Source organism: Streptomyces sp. 1114.5 (genome assembly GCF_003635085.1).
In the GTDB taxonomy this organism is placed as follows: domain Bacteria; phylum Actinomycetota; class Actinomycetes; order Streptomycetales; family Streptomycetaceae; genus Kitasatospora.
Map to the genome: position 1 here is coordinate 1,522,140 of NZ_RBXE01000002.1, position 14,988 is coordinate 1,537,127.

Annotated in this window: 16 protein-coding genes; 6 read left to right on the forward strand and 10 right to left on the reverse strand. The window is 74.6% G+C overall.

What is annotated here, in order from left to right; translation table 11 throughout:
* Window positions 1-234: 234 nt before the first annotated feature.
* Window positions 235-1,812: a carboxyl transferase domain-containing protein gene (locus BX285_RS29910; RefSeq protein ID WP_310794254.1), complete on the reverse strand. Its 1,578-nt coding sequence runs from the start codon at window positions 1,810-1,812 to the stop codon at window positions 235-237.
* A gap of 274 nt (window positions 1,813-2,086) precedes the next feature.
* Between BX285_RS29910 and BX285_RS29915 the strand changes: the two genes are divergently transcribed.
* The 3 genes from BX285_RS29915 (at window position 2,087) to BX285_RS29925 (ending at window position 3,983) form a co-directional block, all read left to right on the forward strand.
* Window positions 2,087-2,479: a ribonuclease gene (locus BX285_RS29915; RefSeq protein WP_097235053.1), complete on the forward strand. Its 393-nt coding sequence runs from the start codon at window positions 2,087-2,089 to the stop codon at window positions 2,477-2,479.
* 108 nt (window positions 2,480-2,587) lie between these two features.
* Entirely contained in the window at window positions 2,588-3,268 is a 681-nt protein-coding gene (locus tag BX285_RS29920) for a TetR/AcrR family transcriptional regulator (protein WP_121178804.1), read from the forward strand.
* Window positions 3,269-3,395: 127 nt separating this feature from the next.
* Window positions 3,396-3,983, forward strand: a complete 588-nt coding sequence (locus BX285_RS29925) for a universal stress protein (RefSeq protein WP_121178805.1) — start codon at window positions 3,396-3,398, stop codon at window positions 3,981-3,983.
* Between the two features lie 31 nt (window positions 3,984-4,014).
* On the opposite strand, the gene BX285_RS29930 is transcribed toward BX285_RS29925, so the two are convergent.
* From BX285_RS29930 to BX285_RS29940, 3 genes are all read right to left on the reverse strand, one after another.
* Complete coding sequence (locus BX285_RS29930) at window positions 4,015-4,746, reverse strand: alpha/beta hydrolase (RefSeq protein ID WP_121178806.1); 732 nt, start codon at window positions 4,744-4,746, stop codon at window positions 4,015-4,017.
* A 178-nt stretch (window positions 4,747-4,924) separates the two neighbouring features.
* On the reverse strand, window positions 4,925-5,848 hold the full coding sequence (locus tag BX285_RS29935) for an aldo/keto reductase (RefSeq protein WP_121178807.1): 924 nt from the start codon (window positions 5,846-5,848) through the stop codon (window positions 4,925-4,927).
* Window positions 5,845-6,762, reverse strand: coding sequence for an NAD-dependent epimerase/dehydratase family protein (locus BX285_RS29940; protein ID WP_121178808.1), 918 nt, complete (start codon window positions 6,760-6,762; stop codon window positions 5,845-5,847). The genes BX285_RS29935 and BX285_RS29940 overlap by 4 nt, the downstream gene beginning before the upstream one ends.
* A gap of 45 nt (window positions 6,763-6,807) precedes the next feature.
* Here BX285_RS29940 and BX285_RS29945 point away from each other — a divergent pair, with 45 nt between their 5' ends.
* Window positions 6,808-7,347 carry an Lrp/AsnC family transcriptional regulator gene (locus BX285_RS29945; protein WP_097235048.1) on the forward strand — a complete coding sequence of 180 codons (540 nt, stop codon included), beginning with the start codon at window positions 6,808-6,810 and terminating at the stop codon, window positions 7,345-7,347.
* A gap of 422 nt (window positions 7,348-7,769) precedes the next feature.
* On the opposite strand, the gene BX285_RS29955 is transcribed toward BX285_RS29945, so the two are convergent.
* Both BX285_RS29955 and BX285_RS29960 read right to left on the reverse strand, forming a co-directional pair.
* Entirely contained in the window at window positions 7,770-8,591 is an 822-nt protein-coding gene (locus BX285_RS29955) for a VOC family protein (RefSeq protein ID WP_121178809.1), read from the reverse strand.
* Window positions 8,592-8,663: 72 nt separating this feature from the next.
* Window positions 8,664-9,305, reverse strand: coding sequence for an alpha-ketoglutarate-dependent dioxygenase AlkB (locus tag BX285_RS29960; protein WP_097235046.1), 642 nt, complete (start codon window positions 9,303-9,305; stop codon window positions 8,664-8,666).
* Between the two features lie 78 nt (window positions 9,306-9,383).
* On the opposite strand from BX285_RS29960, the gene BX285_RS29965 reads away from it, so the two are divergent.
* Both BX285_RS29965 and BX285_RS29970 read left to right on the forward strand, forming a co-directional pair.
* The gene (locus BX285_RS29965; protein ID WP_121178810.1) at window positions 9,384-10,007 is read left to right on the forward strand and encodes a hypothetical protein; all 624 of its coding nucleotides are present in this window, start codon (window positions 9,384-9,386) and stop codon (window positions 10,005-10,007) included.
* Between the two features lie 85 nt (window positions 10,008-10,092).
* Window positions 10,093-10,611 (forward strand): universal stress protein, encoded by a 519-nt coding sequence (locus BX285_RS29970; protein ID WP_121178811.1) that lies wholly within the window; start codon window positions 10,093-10,095, stop codon window positions 10,609-10,611.
* A gap of 7 nt (window positions 10,612-10,618) precedes the next feature.
* Here BX285_RS29970 and BX285_RS29975 read toward each other — a convergent pair whose 3' ends face one another.
* The 4 genes from BX285_RS29975 to BX285_RS29990 all read right to left on the reverse strand — a co-directional run bounded on the left by BX285_RS29975 (window position 10,619) and on the right by BX285_RS29990 (window position 14,931).
* Entirely contained in the window at window positions 10,619-12,238 is a 1,620-nt protein-coding gene (locus BX285_RS29975) for an amidohydrolase (protein ID WP_121178812.1), read from the reverse strand.
* The gene (locus BX285_RS29980) at window positions 12,235-13,077 is read right to left on the reverse strand and encodes a PaaX family transcriptional regulator C-terminal domain-containing protein (RefSeq protein ID WP_121178813.1); all 843 of its coding nucleotides are present in this window, start codon (window positions 13,075-13,077) and stop codon (window positions 12,235-12,237) included. The genes BX285_RS29975 and BX285_RS29980 overlap by 4 nt, the downstream gene beginning before the upstream one ends.
* A gap of 137 nt (window positions 13,078-13,214) precedes the next feature.
* The gene (locus tag BX285_RS29985) at window positions 13,215-13,973 is read right to left on the reverse strand and encodes an Asp/Glu racemase (RefSeq protein WP_097235042.1); all 759 of its coding nucleotides are present in this window, start codon (window positions 13,971-13,973) and stop codon (window positions 13,215-13,217) included.
* A 64-nt stretch (window positions 13,974-14,037) separates the two neighbouring features.
* Complete coding sequence (locus BX285_RS29990) at window positions 14,038-14,931, reverse strand: fumarylacetoacetate hydrolase family protein (protein ID WP_121178814.1); 894 nt, start codon at window positions 14,929-14,931, stop codon at window positions 14,038-14,040.
* Between the last annotated feature and the right edge of the window lie 57 nt (window positions 14,932-14,988).

Here is a 14,988-nt window from a genome sequence, read left to right on the forward strand (position 1 = left end):
CCGGTCTCGGGGAGCGCGCAGACCCCTTCTGACGTGCGCGAACGAGGGGGGCGTGGGGGCGGCGCGGGCGGTGCGCGGGTGCCTACTACGGACCGTCGTGGGCGCTGATTCCGTGTGAGCGCACTCACCGTTTGAACCGTCGGGGCCGTCACCCGGGGGTCCGGGGGAAGCACTTTGGGTACAGACGATCAACCCGTCGTTGAGACCCGCGCCACATGGCGCGGGCGCCGGCCGTCAGCGCGAATCGCCCAGCCGGCGGTGGCGGGCGGCCCGGGCCGCGAGCCGGTCCGCCTCGGGGGCCGCCAGGGCGCCGAGCGTCCTGCCGATGGCCTGTCCGAGTCGTGCGCAGAAGGCCTCCGGCTCCTCGGCGGCGTCAGGCAGCTCCGGGACGACCTCGTCGACCAGCCCGACCTCCGCCAGCCGGTGCGCGCCGATGCCCTGCGCCCGGGCCAGCTCGGCGGCGTGCGCACCGTCCCGGTGGACGATCGCCGAGGCGCCCTCCGGGGGCAGTGGCGCCAGCCAGGAGTGGCCGGCGGCGATCACCCGGTCGGCCGGGAGCAGGGCGAGCGCGCCGCCGCCCGAACCCTGGCCGAGCAGCACGGCGAGGACGGGGGTGCGCAGCGCGAGCAGGGTGGTCAGGCAGTGCGCGATCTCCACCGCGATGCCCTCCCGCTCGGCCTGGGCGGACAGCTCGGCTCCGGCCGTGTCCACGACGGTGACCAGCGGCAGCCCGAGCTGTTCGGCCAGCAGTGCGGTGCGTCGGACGGCCCGCAGGTCGGCGGCGGTGAAGGGGCGCTCGTGCTCCGGGGACTGCCGCTGTTGGCCGACCACCACCACGGGACGGCCGCCGAGGACGGCCAGCGCGCGGACCAGTGCACCGCCACGGCCGCCGGGCGCGTCCAGCAGCACCAGCTCCTCGGCGGTGCGCCGCAGCAGCTCGCGGGTGCCCGGGCGGTCGGGGCGGCGGGTGCGGAGGACGGAGTCCCAGGCGTCGGGGCGGGTGTCGTCCGTCCCCTCTGTAGGGGACTCGGCGTCGTCCGGGGCCTCGGCGGGAGGTGGTGTGGTGCCGAGGACGGCGAGCGTGCGGCGGACCAGTTCGCGCAGGTCCTGCGGCGGGACGACGGCGTCCACCAGCCCGTGCTCGGCCAGCGTCTCGGCCTGCTGGACGTCGGCCGGCAGCTCCACCCCGCGCAGTTCCTCGTACACGCGCGGGCCGAGGAAGCCGAGCCGGGCACCGGGCTCGGCGAGGACCAGCTGGCCGAGCGTGCCCCAGGAGGCGAAGACACCGCCCATGGTGGGGTTGCGCAGATAAGTGAGGTAGGGGAGGCCGGCGGCGCGGTGGGTCTGGACGGCGGCGGTGATGCGCAGCATGCAGAGGAAGGCCGCCGAACCTTCCTGCATCCGCGTGCCGCCGGAGACCGGCAGCGCGAGCAGCGGCAGCCGCTCGGCGGTGGCCCGCTCGACGGCCCGGGTGATCCGCTCGGCGGTCGCGACGCCGATCGAGCCGCCGAGGAAGCCGAACTCGGAGACGACCAGGGCGACAGGCCGGCCGTCGATCAGGCCGAGTCCGGTGAGGACGGCCTCGTCCAGGCCGGTGCGCTCGCGGGCCCGGTCGAGCGAGGCGCGGTACTCGGGGTCGGCGGGCGGGCCGGGCGGCGGCTCGTCCCAGCTGTGGAAGCTGCCGGGGTCGACCAGCAGGCCGACCAGCTGGTGGGCGGTCAGTGCGGTGGGTGCCGCCAGTGCGCTCGCCGCCGTCCGCGCGGTGTTCTCGTTCGCCGCCACGTCCACCCCTTCGTCCACCGTGTGGTCCACCCCGTCGGAGATCGTTCCGGTCCGTCGTGATCCGTCACTCTATGCGGCCCGCTCCGGGGCGGCGAGGGCCCGCAGTGCGGGGCGGGCGGGCTCCGACGGTAGTTCGATGGCGGTCGACCCATATGCCGCCCGGACGGTTCGTGGACGCTGGCGCGGAGGGCCGCCGGGAGGCGGGAGTACGGGCCAAGTCGGCCCAGGTAAAGGGGAGTTACCCGCTGGTTAATACTTCGGTGGAGGGGTTCCGGTCTTGACGGTGTCTCGCCACACTGGGGGCATGACTCGCACTCTACGCGCGTGGAAGACCCGCGCTGCCGCCGTCACCGCCGTCGCCCTGATGACCCTCGCGCCGGTCGCCGTCGCCACCGAGGCGCACGCCGCCGTGAGCGGCACCGTGTGCCTCTCCGCCCTTCCGTCGGAGGCCACCGACACCCTCGACCTGATCGCCTCCGACGGGCCGTTCCCCTACTCCCAGGACGGCGTGGTCTTCCAGAACAGAGAGAACGTCCTCCCCCGCGAGAGCTACGGCTACTACCACGAGTACACCGTCATCACCCCGGGCTCGCCGACCCGCGGCGCCCGCCGGATCGTGACCGGCCAGGAGTACCAGGAGGACTACTACACCGGCGACCACTACGCCACGTTCTCCCTGATTGACCAGAGCTGCTGACCGACCCCGCATGACGGTGGCCCCGGCTCACTTCCCCGCCGGGGCCACCGGCCTGACCCCGACCAGAGCGCGGCGCCGCCGCCAGGCCCGCTTGCTAGGGTCGGGGGCATGGCACCGAGCAGCGCGAACCCCCCGGGACGGCTCCGGCGAGACGCGCAGCGCAACCGCGACCTGCTGCTCGCCGCCGCCCGCGACATGTTCTCCCGGCACGGCCTGGACGTGCCGTTCGATCAGATCGCCAAGGAGGCCGGTGTCGGCAACGCCACCCTCTACCGGCACTTCCCGACCCGCGAGGCGCTGATCGGCGAGGTGTTCGCGGACGCCGGCGCCGGGCTGGCCACCGCCGGCCGGGAGGCGCTCGCCGCCGAGGACGCCTGGACCGGCCTCGAAGAGTACGTCGGGCGGATCTTCGAACTCGTCGCCGCCGACCGGGGCATCAACGACCTGGTCACCCAGGCCATCCCGACCATCCCCGGAATGATCGAGATCAGTCGGCAGCACGCCACCACCGTCGGCGCCCTCATCGCCCGCGCCCAGGAACAGGGCACCATGCGCCGCGACGTGGTGACCATGGACCTGCTGTTCCTGCTCGGCCCGCTCTGCCGCGCCCTGCCCGCCGCCGGCGAGCTGCGCCCCGACCTCTGGCGCCGCTACCTCGCCCTGCTCCTGGACGGCTTCCGCGCGCAGGCCACCCATCCGTTGCCCGTCCCGCCGATCGGCGAGGAGCACCTGGACCGGATGTTCGCGGACCTCTGGGAGGCGCAGGTGCCCGAGAAGCCCGAAGCCTGAGCGTCCGCCGCCGGGGCGTCAGGGGCGCGTACGGAACACCGGGCACCGCGTCAGGGCGCCGTCAACGGGTCTCGGCCGTACGGTCGCCGGGCGCTTTGCTGGGGCGGGACGGCAGCGAGGAGAGGCCATGGCGGACAGCACGGACAGCACGGACAGCACGGACAGCACGGACAGCACTGACAGCACTGACGGCGCGGACAGCGGTGCGGGCGAGGGCCGGATCGTGGTCGGCGTCAGCGGCTCGCTCGGCAGCCTCGCCGCCCTCCACCGCGCCGTCGCCGAGGCCCGCCGGAGGGACGCCGACGTGCTCGCCGTGCTGTGCTGGACCCCGCCGGGCGACGAGCTCGGCTACCGTCGCAGCCCCTGCCCGCCGGTGGTCACCGCCGGCCGCGCCGCCGCCGTGGCCCGGCTGCGGCAGGCCCTCGACGAGGCGTTCGCCGGACGCTACTCGGGCGTTCGGCTGCGCTGCCAGGCCGTCCGCGGCGACACCGCCCAAACCCTGGTGCGCTGCGCCGACCGCCCGGACGACCTGCTCGTCCTCGGCGCCGGGCGTGATCGCGGCCGCCTCGCCCGGCTGGTGCACCCGTCCGTCGCCGCCTTCTGCGTCCGGCACGCGGCCTGCCCGGTGCTGACGGTGCCGCACCCGCCACTGCAGCGCGACCTCGAAGCGCTGGAGCGCGGGCGCGGGCCGCGCCCGCGTCTCGCTCGGACGTGACGGCGGCGGCCGCCTACGACAGCCCGGCCGCCTACGACAGTCCGGCCGCCTCGGCGAGGACGGCGGCGGTGCGGCGGCCGGCCGCCAGGGTGTCGGCGGCCGTGGCGGGCAGGCAGCGTCGGGCCTCGGGGCTGTAGGAAGTCATCACCACGCCCGCGTGGTCGGTGGGGAGTTCGAGATTCCGTACCGTCGACAGCTGCGTTGTCAGGGCAGCGTTCAGCTGCCGGGTGTGCCCGATGTCCACGATCTCGTCCGCCGTGCCGTGGACCAGCCAGAGCGGGACGGGCGAGGGGCCCGCGGCCAGCTGGTCGAGCGGGGCGTCGCCGGTGGTGACGGCCGGGTCGGAGTAGCGCGAGGCGATGCCGACGGCGGCGGTGGGCCGCAGTTCGGCGGCGGTGGACGGGTGGGTGGCCACGGCGACGGCCTCCCGGCCGCCCGACGACCAGCCGGCCAGCACGAAGCGCGACGGGTCCCCGCCGAACCCGGCGGCCATGCGGTGCGCCTGGGCGAGGGAGGCGAGCAGTTCGGCGCTGCCGCCGTCGGGCTGGTCGGCGTTCCAGTCCGGGACGAGCACCAGCAGGCCGAGCCCGGCGGCCTCGCGGGCCAACGGCCGCAGCACATCGCGCTCGTTCGGGCCCCGGCCGTGCCAGAGCAGCACGACGGGAGCCGGCCCGGCGGCACCGGGTGCACCGGCGGCCGGCCGGTGGACGTCCAACAGCCGTCCGTCCGCGTACGGAACGACCTCGGGTGGAGTGCTCGTCATGCGGGGTTCGCCTCCGATTCGGTGTCTGATCACTGAACTGGTACCGTACTTCCTGTCGCGAGGGAGACGATCTCTCGTCAGGCGTCAGCGGTGCTACCAGAGCACGCCCTACTTTCAGTAGGGAGAGTCCGTGCAACCCGGGCCTGGCGCTCCACTGTCGGACGGGGTCCGGTGCCTTTCACAGGCGCCGGGCCCCGTTCGCATTCGTGAGGCGGGCCAGTTCGTCCGGGCCGAGTACCAACTCTCCTGCGGCGGCGGAGTCCCGGATGGTCTCCGGGCGGCTGGCGCCCGGGATCGGGATGGTCACCGGGGAGGTGGCCAGCAGCCAGGCGAGGGCCACGCGCTGCGGGCTGACTCCGCGTTCGGCGGCGATCGCGGCGAACTCCTCGCCGGCCCCGCCGAGTTCGGCGGAGCGGCCGATGCCGCCGAGCGGGCTCCAGGGCAGGAAGGCCAGTCCCAGTTCGGTGCAGAGGTCCAGGACGGGCTGGTGCGTGCGAACGGCCGGGGAGTACTCGTTCTGCACCGAGACCAGGGCGTCGCGGAGGATCTCCCGGGCGAGACGGACCTGTGCCACGTCCGCGTTGGAGATGCCCGCGGCGCGGATCTTGCCCTCCTCGTAGAGCTCCCGGATCGCGCCGAGCGAGTCGGCGTACGGGACGTTCCGGTCCGGGTGGTGCTGCTGGTAGAGGCCGATCGCCTCGACGCGGAGGCGGCGCAGCGAGCCCTCGCAGGCGCGCTTGAGGTGGGCAGGGTCGCCGTCGACGGTCCAGGAGCCGTCACCGGGGCGGCCGCGGCCGCCCTTGGTGGCGACCAGGACGTGATCGGCGCCGGGGCCGTAGGAGGCGAGGGCGCGGGCGATCAACTCCTCGTTGTGGCCGTACTCGTCGGCGTGCCAGTGGTAGGAGTCGGCGGTGTCGATCAGGGTGATGCCCGCGTCCAGCGCGGCGTGGACGGTGGCGACGGCGCGGGCCTCGTCCGGGCGGCCCTCGACCGAGAGCGGCATCGCGCCGAGGCCGATGGCGCTGGTCCGGACGGTGCCGAGCAGGCGGGTGGTGGGCCTGGTGGTCGGGTCGGTGGTCGGGCCGGTGGTTCCGGTGGTCATGCGGGGAGCTCCTGTCCACGGGTGGCGGCGAGCAGGCCGGGCAGCCAGTCGCGGGTGTGCGTGAGGGGGTGTCCGAGCTGCTGCGCCCGGGAGTTGTCCATGCCGTAGTAGCGGTCGAAGGAGAACGGCGAGGCCTGCTGGCCGGGTTCGGGCGCGGCCGTGCGGTACGGGCGGCCGGCCGCGATCAGCTCGCAGAGGTCGGTGGCGGTGAGTTCGCCGTGCGAGGCGAGGTTGACCGGGCCGGTGAACTCCCGGCCCGCCGCCCATGCGAGGAAGGCGGCGGCCTCGGTGTCGTGGGTGTAGGAGGAGGGCAGGTCCTCCGGGTGGACCAGGACGGGCCGGCCGGCGTCGATGCGGTCGGTGTAGTGGGCCAGCCGCCCGGTGAAGTCGGCGGCGCCCAGCACGTGGCCGAGCCGCACGGACACGAACGGGAAGGCCCCGCTGCGGGTGAACACCGCCTCCGCCTGACGCTTGCCCTCGCCGTACGAGGCCTCGACGAACTCCGTCTCCTCCCAGGGGAGTTCGAGCTGAACCGGCCACCGTTCCGGGTCGACGGCGGACTCGGCCAGCGGACTGGGCGGCGGGCTGATCGGCTGCTGTGCACCGGTGTCGTAGACCTCGATGGTGGAGGTCATCAGATAGCGGCCGGTCCGGCCGGCGAAGGCGCGGACGGCGCTCGCGGCCTGCCGCGGGGTGTAGCAGACCTGGTCGATCACCGCGTCGAAGTCGCGCCCGGCCAGGGCGGCCGTCAGCGCCGCCTCGTCCGAGCGGTCGGCGATGAGCGGGGTCACGCCCGGCGGCGGTGGCGCCGAGCCGCGGTTGAGCACGCTGACCCGTACGCCGGAGTCGCGCAGCCGGGTGACCAATTGCCGTCCGAAGTACCGGTTCCCGCCGATGACGAGCACGTTTTCCATGGTCACAAGTGTTATGGTGCGGCCCGGTTCGATGAAGGGGGGATCATGGGAGTTCAGGCGCTGCGACCGAAAGACCCACGGCAGTCGGGCGGTTCGGCCGACGATTCGTCGGCGGGCCCACGGAGCGGGGCCGGCGGGGGTCTGGACGCGGTCGATCTGCGGCTGCTGGAACTGCTCCAGTCCGAGGGCCGGATCACACTCAGCGAGCTGGGCCGACGGGTGAACCTCAGCCCGGCGGCGGTCGGCGAGCGGGTGCGCCGGCTGGAGGCGGGCGGCACGATCACCGGCTACGCGGCGCAGGTCGCACCCGGGCGGCTGGGGTACGGCATCCGGGCCTTCGTCCGGGTATCGCCGCACGCCCGGATGACGGTGAAGTACCTGCGCAGCCAGGACCTGCTGCACCGGCCGGAGGTGCTGGAGGTGCACCACGTCATCGGCGAGGACTGCTGGGTGTTCAAGGTCGCGGCGCGGGACACCGCGCACCTGGAGGAGCTGATCGAGGCGATCGCGGTGCTCGGCCGTACGACGACCTCGGTGATCCTCTCCTCACCGGTGGAGCAGCGGGTGCTGCTGCCGTCGGACTGACGGAACCGGGACCCGGAGCCGGTAACGGACCGGGGAGCAGGTGTTCGGCGGCGACGCTGCGCAGGTCCAGGGTGGTCAGGTAGGACTGCCCGAGGCGCAGTGAGCCGTGGCCGAGCCGGAACCAGCCGGTCTCGCGGTCGCGGTCGAGCAGGTGCTCGTCCAGGGGCGGCCCGGCCGGCCGCAGCACGGTGCTCTTGTCGAGGCCGAGGGCGCGGCGAGTTGGGCGAGTGGGACGCCGCGCCGGTCGGCGTGGTCGCGGACGTAGCCGAGGACGGCGAGTGCGCGGCGCAGTGAGGAGGACTGGTTGCGTTCGGGCGCGGGCTTCTTGGGGCCGTCTCCGTCATGGGTCCAGAACGTACCCTTCATCGCGGTGCAGCGCAGGCTGGTGTCCGGCCTGGCTGGCGCGGTCAAGGAATGACGGCTCAGGCCGCCGCGGCGGACTCTCGGGGCGGGATGGCGACCAGGACGAACCGCGCCCCGGCGTCGTCCCGGACCAGCGCGGCGCGGCCGTACGGCGTCGGCTCCGGCCCGGACAGGACGGTGCCGCCGAGGGCGCGCAGCCGCTCGGCCGCCCGGTCGGCGTCGGCGGTCCCGAAGTGGGCCAGCCAGTGCGCGGCCGTGCCGGCCGTGGCGGTCGGGCCGATGCTGCAGGCGGGCAGGCCGGCGGCCCGGGCGAGGGTGTGGCCCGCCTTCGGCCGGTCGTAGGTGTAGCCGAAGAGGCGGCGATAGAAGGTGCGCGCGGTGTCCGGGTCGGGGGAGAGGTGTTCGTTCCAGGCCAGGGCGCCGGGCTCGTCGACCAGTCCGGCGCCGTCGATGGTGCCCGCCTGCCAGAGGCCGAAGGGCGCGCCGAGCGGGTCGACGGCGCGTGCGGCCCGGCCCTGGTCGGGCACCTCGTAGGGCTCGCGGGTGATCCGGCCGTCGGCGGCGCGGACGAGCGCGGCGGTGCGGCGCAGGTCGGCGCAGGCGAGGTGGGTGGTCCAGGCGGCGGCCCGGGTGGTGTCCGCGTCCTGTTCGACGGCCGCGACCTGTTCGACGGCCGCGACCTGGGCGCCGTACCGGGTGGCGACCGCCTCGGCGGAGCCGGTCGGGACGAACTCCCAGTCGAACAGCGCGCCGTAGAAGCGCTGCGCGCGCGGGGTGTCCGGGGTGGTCAGGACGACCCAGCACGGGACGCCCTCGTGGTATCTGCCCGCCTTCGGCATGCCGGCCTCCAGATGGGCGCCGACCCCGCCGGTGATGGGCACCGGACCCGCCGGGTGGCGCCGGCCCCCTTTCGCCAGCGTCCGCGCCCGGCCGGTGGGTGGCAAGCGGGGGCGTCAGGCGACGCCGTGCGGCCGGAACTGGATGCTGATCCGGGGGCCGACCGGGCGGGCGGTCTTGGGGATCGCGTGTTCCCAGGTGCGCTGGCAGGAGCCGCCCATCACCACCAGGTCCCCGTGGCCGAGCGGGTGGCGGACGACCGCTGCGCCGCCGTGCCGCGGCCGCAGGGCCAGGGTGCGCGGCTCGCCGACGGACAGGATCGCGACCATGGTGTCCTCGCGGGCGCCGCGGCCGATCCGGTCGCCGTGCCAGGCCACGCTGTCCCGGCCGTCCCGGTAGTAGCAGAGGCCGAGGGTGCGGAAGGGTTCGCCCAGCTCGTCCGCGTAGTGCCGGCTCAGTGCCGTCCGGGCCTGTCCGAGCACGGGGTGCGGTGGTTCGGTGTCGGCCGGGTACGAGGCGAGCAGGCGGGGGACGTCCACCATCCGCTCGTACATCTCCCGGCGCTCCGCCCGCCAGGGGACGGTCGTGGCCAGCTGTTCGAACAGCTCGTCGGCGCCGTGCAGCCACCCGGGCAGCAGGTCCAGCCAGGCGCCGTCGCCGAGCACCTGCCGTCGCAGGCCGGAGAGCGGGCCGAGGCGCAGGCCGTCGCGGTCGGCGTCGTCGAACAGCGAGGGCTGGAGCGGGAGGGTGCCGTGCATGGGGCCAGCGTACGCCTTGATTCGAACATTCGCTCGAATCGTGTCTCCCTTTTGTCGGATGCGCCCTAGCCTGCGGGTATGGCGATCAATGGCTTCGGGGTCGGCGAGTTCCAGCTGGTGCTGCTGCGGCGGATGGCCGACTTCCAGCCCGGGCTGGTCGAGGATGCGGTGCGGAGGCTGGGCGCCGACCGGGCCTCGATGCGGGCTGCGAACAAGCGCTGGCAGGCGATGGTCCGGGCGCCCCGGTTCCCGCGCGGCGGCGGCCGGTACGGCGCGGTGCTCGGGCCGGCGGAGGCGAGCGTCCCGCGCCGGATCGGGGACCTCGCCTGCACCGCGCGGCAGTGGGCGCTGCCGCTGTGGCCCTCGCTGCGCTTCGAGGTGTTGCTGGGTCCGGCGGAGATCGGTGCGCCGGTGCTGAACGAGTGGCTGGTGCGGGCGGCCGGCAGCCCCCGGCCGGAGCTGCGGACGGTCGCGGATCTGGCGCCGTGGAGCTGCGTGGTGGAGGACGTCGGCGCCGCCTTTCCGCCCGCCGTGCCGCGGGAGGGGAGTGCGCCGACCCGCTTCCGGCTGGACTTCGAGGCTCCGGACGGCGCGGGGCCGGTGCGGCCCTGGATGGCCGACTTCACCTGGGGGCTGCTCCAGGAGGTCCGGCCGGCCGGCGGCGGGAACCGTGGGCGAGCGATGCAAGGTGATATTCAGTGAATGCCTTCGATTTGCAGGCTGTGGAGCGAGTGTGGCAGCATAATCGCAGTCACTTAATCAGCTCGGCATCGGAAAGCGAAGGATCATGTCGGACGGCGCTCGCGTCATCGTCGGAGTCAGCGGCTCACTGCACAGCCTCACCGCCCTGCACCGGGCGGCGGAGGAGGCCAGGATCCGGCAGGCCGTCCTGGTCCCGGTGCTCGCCTGGACGCCGGTCGGCGGCGAGCGCAACTACCGTGCGCGACCGTGCCCGCCGCTGCTCCGCGCCTGGCAGGACCTCGCCGACGCGCGGATGGAGCGCGCGCTGGAGCAGGCCTTCGGTGGCCTGTCGGTCGGCGTGCCGGTGCGGCCGCTGGTCGTGCGCGGCGAGGCCGGCGCGGTGCTGGCCGAGCTGGCCGACCGCCCGGGCGACCTGCTGGTGGTCAGCACCGGGGCGCAGGGCGGCCTGCGCGCCCGGGTGCAGCGGCTGACGGGACGCTCGGTCACCCGCCACTGCCTCGACCGGGCGCGCTGCGGCGTGCTCGTCGTTCCGCCGTCCACCCTGCACGAGGACCTGCGTGCGCTGCACCGCGGGATCGACCTGCGGGAGCTGGTCGCCGCCTGACGTTGCGTCAGGAATGGTGCACGGTCAGGCCGTTCACGACCGTACGGGTGGGCAGCAGCTCCCGCAGTGCGTCCACCGGGCAGTCCAGCGGGTCCACCGGCCACACCGTGAGGTCGGCGAACGCCCCCGGCCGCAGGAGGCCGCGCAGCTCGCTCTCCCCGGTCAGCCGGGCCGCGTTGACGGTGTGCAGGGCGACCGCCTCGGCCCGCTCGATCGCGTGCTCCGGGCCGACCACCCCGGCCGTGGTGCCCCGGGTCGTCATGCCCCACACCGAGACCATGGCGCCGTACGGGCCGACCGGGAAGTCCGAGCCGGCGGTGAGCAGCGCACCCTCGTCCAGCCACTCGCGCAGCGGGAAGAGCGCGGCCGTGCGCTCCTCGCCCCAGGCCCGCTGCTGGGTGAGCGCGCCGTCGTGCAGCAGCGTGTGCTGGACGGTCACCGGGATGCCGAGGGCGATCGCCCGGGCCCGCTGGTCGGGCCGGGCCAGCCCGCCGTGCTCGACCACCAGCGTGCCGGGCGGCAGTCCGGGGCGGCCCTTGAGCACCTGCTCGAAGACGTCCAACAGGACCCGCAGACCGCGGTCGCCCCACGCGTGCACACCGACCCGCCAGCCGCGCCCGACCACCCGGTCCACCGCCGCGAGCAGGTCGGCCGGCTCCCAGAGCAGCCGGCCGTGGTAGCAGGGCTGCCCCTGGTAGGGCTCCTCCAGGGCGCCCGCCTCGAAGCCACCGTCGATGCCGAACTTGACGCCCCACAACCGGAGTCGGTCGTCGTCGCGGCCCTCCGCGCGCCAGGCGTCCATCCGGTCCAGCAGCGCGTCCACCTGCTCCGGCGTCCGGGCGGCGAAGCCGGAGACCAGCGCCCGGACCCGGACGGCGAGCGCGCCCTCGGCCCGGGCCGCGTCCAGCACGTCCAGGTCCTCGACCGGGACGAGGCAGTCCCGGACGGTGCCGATCCCGGTCGCGGCGAAGTCCGCGGAGGCGGCGCGCAGGCCCTCGATCCGCTCGGCCGCGGTGGGGCGCGGCAGCACCCGCTCGACCAGCTCCACCGCCCGGTTGATCAGCCGGCCGGTGAGCCGCCCCTGCCCGTCGCGCTCGATCACGCCGCCGGGTGGAGCCTCGGTCGACTCGTCGATGCCGGCCAGCCGGAGCGCGGCCGAGTTGAGCACCATGTTGTACGCGCCGCGGCGCACCAGCACCGGGTGCTCGGCGGTGGCGCCGTCCAACTCCGCGGTGGTGGGCATCCGTTGGTCGGCCAGCAGCACCTCCTGCCAGTTGACGGTGGTGTGGATCCACTCCCCGGCGGGGGTGCGGGCGGCGCGCTCGCGGATCAGGGCGAGGAACCCGGCCAGGTCGCGGGCCCGATGGACGGGCACGCCGTGGACGCTCTGCGCGGCCAGCACCAGGTGCGTGTGGGTGTCGTCGAAGGCGGGCAGCACGGTCGAGCCCGGGGCGTCCACGACCTCGGTGGCCGGCCCGATCAAGGCGTCCAGGCCGTCGGGGGCGGGGGAGAGGGCGGTGATCCGGCCGCCGGTGACGGCGACCGCGCGCTGCGGCGCCTCGCCGGGGACGAGGGTGTGCACGGCGCCGGCGCGGATCAGCAGGTCCGCCGGGGGGTGGGCGGTCATGACGGCTCCTGGGAGTGGGAGAGACCGGTGACCTTCTCGACGTGGCGCAGGCTGGGCTCGGCCAGCAGCCCGTGCACCTCGGTGAAGACCGCGCGGGCGGGGACGGCGTTCCAGTCGGCGGGCAGCAGTTCTGCGGGCAGCCCGGGGTCCAGGTAGGGCAGGCGGCGCCACTGGGTGAGCATCGGGACGTAGCTGCGGAACGCCTCGGCCGGGTCCGTCCAGGGCTGCCTGCGCAGCTCCTCGGCGACCGGGCGCCAGGCGTCGGCGAAGGCCGCGTACTGCGCCTCGATCGCCGGGAGGTCCCACCAACTCGCCACCGCCGTCCGGAGATCGGCGAAGCCGGCGTACTCGGCGGAGAGGAAGAGGTGGACGTAGGCGCTCAGTCCGAGCCGTTCCAGCAGGCGGCGGGCGTCCGGCAGTAGCCGGGCAGGCGCCAGCCAGACGCCGGGGGCGGCGTTGCCGAAGCCGAGCCAGCTCAGCCGGGACCGCAGCTGGTGGCGGTGCGCGCGTTCGGACTCGGGTACCGAGAAGACCGCCACCACCCAGCCGTCGGAGAGTTCGGCGGGCTCCAGGCTGTGGAAGATCCGGCGGTCGCCCTCCTCGAAGACCGGCTCCATCGCGGGGGCGAGCCGGTAGCCGGTGCCGGTGCGGCGCTCCTGGAGCAGGGTGCCGGCCTTCTTCAGCCGGGAGGTCGCCGAGCGGACGGCCGGGCCGTCCACGTCGAGTTCGGCCATCAGCGCGATCAGGTCGGCGATGGATATCCAGCCGCCGAGGCGGCGGACGAACTCGCCGTAGACGGTGTGGATCAGGGAACTCGGCCGGGGCGTGCTCTCCGACATGCGTGGGCGCTCCTCCCCGGTGGGCGTGGTCGGCCGGGCCGGTGTGGTCGTGCGGTCCGGTGTTGTGGTCGTCCGGTGTGGCGGTCGGCCGGCGGTGACCGGGTGGCCGGTCGTGATCATAGCGGTGGCCCTCGGACTCAGGCCTCCGCATACGCCCCGGAGAGCAGGTGCCCGGCACCGGGGGCGAAGGCCGGCAGGTCGAGGGCGCGGAGCAGCTGGTGGGCGGTGCAGATCGCGGCCGAGACCACCGGCTTGCCCAACTGCTGCTCGGCCTCCTCGACGGCGGACAGCGAGGGCATCTGCACGCAGGCGGAGAGCACCACGGCGTCCGCGTCGGCGTGCGCGAGGCCGCGGGCGATCGCAGGCAGCCGGGCCGGGTCGTGGGCGGCCACGTCGAGGTTGTCGGCGATCTCCAGGGCGGCGTGGTCGAGCACCTCGATGCCCTCCCGGGCGAGGTAGTCGACCACGGTCCGGGCCAGCGGCCGCAGGTACGGGGTGACCATCGCGACCTTCTCGGCGCCGAGCGTCCGCAGCCCGGCGACCAGGGCGCCGGCGCTGGTGACCACGGGGGCGGGCGCGCCGTTCTCGACGGTGCGCCGGTGCAGCCGCTGCTCGGCCTCGCGGTGGTAGCCGGGGCCGGTGGCCATCACCGCGACCAGGCAGGCGTAGCCGATCACGTCCACCCGGGCGTCCGAGAGTTCGGCGGCGCAGCGGTCGGACTCGCCGTCCATGGCCCGCAGTTGCTCGGGGGTGACCCTGGTCATCCGCATCCGGCTGGAGTGGAAGGTGAACCGTTCGGGGGCGACCGCCTCGCGGGCCCGCAGCAGGGCGGGGACCTCGGTCTCCATGGTGACGTTGGAGCTGGGGACGATCTGGCCGATCCGGTACGTCGGCATCGGTGGCGCTCCCTTCGGCGGGCGTCGGCGTTCTACGGGCGTCGGCGTTCTACGGGCGTGGGGCTCAGCGGGCGTCGACCACGGGGTTGGCGAGCGTGCCGATCCGCTCGATGGTGGCCTCGACCAGGTCCCCGGGCTGCAGGAACTGCGGCGGCACCATGCCCGCGCCGACGCCCGAGGGGGAGCCGGTGGCGATCACGTCGCCGGGTTCCAGGGTCATGCCGGAGGAGATGTCGGCGATCAGCCGGGCGATGCCGAACAGCATGTGGCGGGTATTGGAGTTTTGCCGCAGTCGGCCGTTGACCTTCAGCGAGAGGTCGAGCCGCTGCGGGTCGGGGATCTCGTCGGCGGTCACCACGACCGGGCCGAAGGGCGCGTAGCTGTCCTGGCCCTTGGAGAAGAACCACTGGCCGGAACGGCGTTGGTCGCGGGCGCTGATGTCGTTGACGATGCTGTAGCCGAACACGTGCCGCAGGGCGTCAGGTTCGGCGACCTGGAAGGCCGGTTCGCCGATCACCACGGCGAGTTCGCACTCCCAGTCGAGCTGCTTGGTGAGGTCGGCGTTGTGCCGGATCGGCTGGCCCGGGCCGGTGACGGCGGTGGACGGCTTGCCGAACAGGACCGGGCGGTCGGGCAGTTCGCGCTCGGTGTCCAGCGTGCGGTGCGACTCGGCCACGTGCTCCACGTAGTTCAGGCCGACGCCGACGATCTTGCCGGGGCGCAGCGGGGCGAGCAGCCGGACCTCGGCGAGCGGCCGGGTGGCCGGCGTGCCGGCGATCAGCTCGCGCGCGGTGGCCAGGGCCGGCGCCCCGGCCCGGATCAACTCCAGGAGGCTGTCCGGGAGTCGGGCCCCGGCTGCGGCGGCGAGGGCGGTGAGGTCGGCGACCCGGTCCCCGGCGAGACGTGCGCCGAGGCGCGGGGTGTCGTCGCCGTCCGTGCAGTAGGTCAGCAGGTGCATGGTGGTGGTTCTCCTGGTCGGGCGTCGGGCGTCGGGCGTCGGGCACTGGGTGTCGGG